Annotated in this window: 2 protein-coding genes; both read left to right on the top strand. The window is 47.3% G+C overall.

Features of this window, described 5'->3' with window-relative positions:
• The coding region (locus tag JUI81_RS31965) for a hypothetical protein (RefSeq protein WP_239077750.1) at window positions 1–1,215 on the top strand (1,215 nt) is incomplete at its 5' end.
• Window positions 1,216–1,218: 3 nt separating this feature from the next.
• Window positions 1,219–1,626 (top strand): hypothetical protein, encoded by a 408-nt coding sequence (locus tag JUI81_RS31580; RefSeq protein WP_204125690.1) that lies wholly within the window; start codon window positions 1,219–1,221, stop codon window positions 1,624–1,626.
• Window positions 1,627–1,957 lie beyond the last annotated feature (331 nt).

The raw sequence follows: 1,957 nt of genomic DNA, 5'->3' as shown, positions 1-1,957 counted from the left end.
GCAAAAATCCTGCTGCATGCGGGTTTGGGTGGCTTGCTGGCTGAAGCGATGGGCGGTGATTTCCGCACCGGAGCGCTGGCAGGTGGCGCCAACGAAGTGTTGGTCGGATTGCTGGGCGACAAACTTTTACCCTCAAACCTTGTTCCGGGTTCTGCGGAGTACAACCAGGCTCAGGCCAACATTCTCGCGTTATCGCAAATTGTCGGTGTGCTAGGGGCGGCGGCTTCGGGTGGGGATGTCGGGGTGGGTGCCGCGGTGGCGGCGAATGCTACGCAGTACAACTTCTTGAATCATCGGGATGTGGAGGACTTAGCTGCGGCAGAGAAGGCATGTCGGCTCAAAGGTAACTGTGAGGCAGTTAAAAAAGAATTCGATGCTCGTAGCGATGCTAATCGGGAGCGACTGAAAAACTGCCAGGCCACGAGAAACTGCGCGCAGATACGTGCTGAGATAGATGAGGGGGCCAGAGAACTGGGGAGTCTGATTGAGCGGACTGAGGTATTAAATCCGGGCGGTTCGGACAGCGATCTTGCTTATTACTATCAGACCCAGCGAAATGCGGTTGATTGGACTGTTGCCGGTCTAAATCACTTAGATCAGATCGGTAATTTGTGGGTCAACAATGACGGGGCATGGTTGAAAGAGGCCGCCGTCTACCTTGATCAAACCGGATTCAATCCCTTCGGGATAAATGTAATACCGGGAATGTATCCATCAGGAGAAACCGGGAGCGTTAAGTTGAAACCGATCGGTGAAACGTCACCCGTCGGTGGAGGAAAAGGACAACCCGGTTCTACCACTCCGGAGTGGGACAACGCTATATCAAAAGCAGATGGAGACTTTGGATATCTGAATCAGCCAGAGCCGAGTAGGCCTCCAGCATTCTTTGACGCTAAGGTCTATGCGTCCGAATTTATGAGTAATGGGCGAATAAAAGCTGCTGATTTGGAGAAGCTAATTCCCCCAGGTATTGCAGATAGCTTCAAATCTTCTGCTACCATCAGTGAAGGGAGTAAGTATCAGTACGTTTGGGGAGGGCAAAAAATTGAAATTAAGTGGCACTCGCCTGATACAAACGCAGCTGCAAAATTTCCAGAGTCCAACTCTGGTGCAGGATGGACTGCGCAAATAAAAATTGGAAATAAATTACTTGGGCAAGATGGCAAGCTATACAGAAAGCCCTCGAATTTAACTCACATTCCTGTGGATTTTTAAAGAATGAAGAATTTTTCGTATTATTGTTCCTTGCCAGACTCCATGGCCGAAGATGAATTAAATGCTGAGTTTCTCGAGCTTATCGAGAGCTGTTCGCTTGCTGAGTGTGAGAACTCTGAGATCGTAAGGAGCTTTCTTGAACTTAGCGATCGTCAATGGCAAACGTATACAGTTTTGGGTGACTATTTAAAAGGTGAAATAGAACGGGCTTTAATTTTACGCTGGAATGCTGATAATTTGGAAATTGTTGAATGTCTTATTGCTGTTGCTGCAAGGCTAGGCCTTGTTGGACTATTCAGATTTATATCGACTCAGGATGTTAATGGTCTGTCGTCCGAAGTGGCGGCGGAGATAGGAAGTGCGATAAATGAGCTTGGTGATAATATTGCTGATCCGTATAGTGGTATGTAATAGGGTGGTGGTGAAAAAATAGGGGAGCTGTGAGTTGCTGTATCCAAGGTTTTTCCAGTTACTGATGTTTTTTTTTTGAAGTGGGAAATTGTCTGGTTGGAGAGGAAGTGATGGCGCTGAGTAAATATTAGTAAGAAAAGGGGGCGGATTTATTTGTCTGTTTTGCAAAGGCAAAGCGGGCAGGTTAAAGCGCAAAGGGGACGGATTTATTTGTTTGGGTCGTGCGGTGGGTAGAAAATAAATGCGTCCCCTTTTCCCCAGAGAAAGCTTCAAGGAAATTGCTGTAAGTCTGTTGATCAACCCGATCAAAACTTTTGATCACGTTATGTCT

Source organism: Pseudomonas sp. 008, assembly GCF_016861935.1.
Lineage (GTDB): Bacteria > Pseudomonadota > Gammaproteobacteria > Pseudomonadales > Pseudomonadaceae > Aquipseudomonas.
The sequence above is the reverse complement of the archived record's forward strand: the minus strand, read 5'-3'. Positions and strand labels throughout refer to the sequence as shown.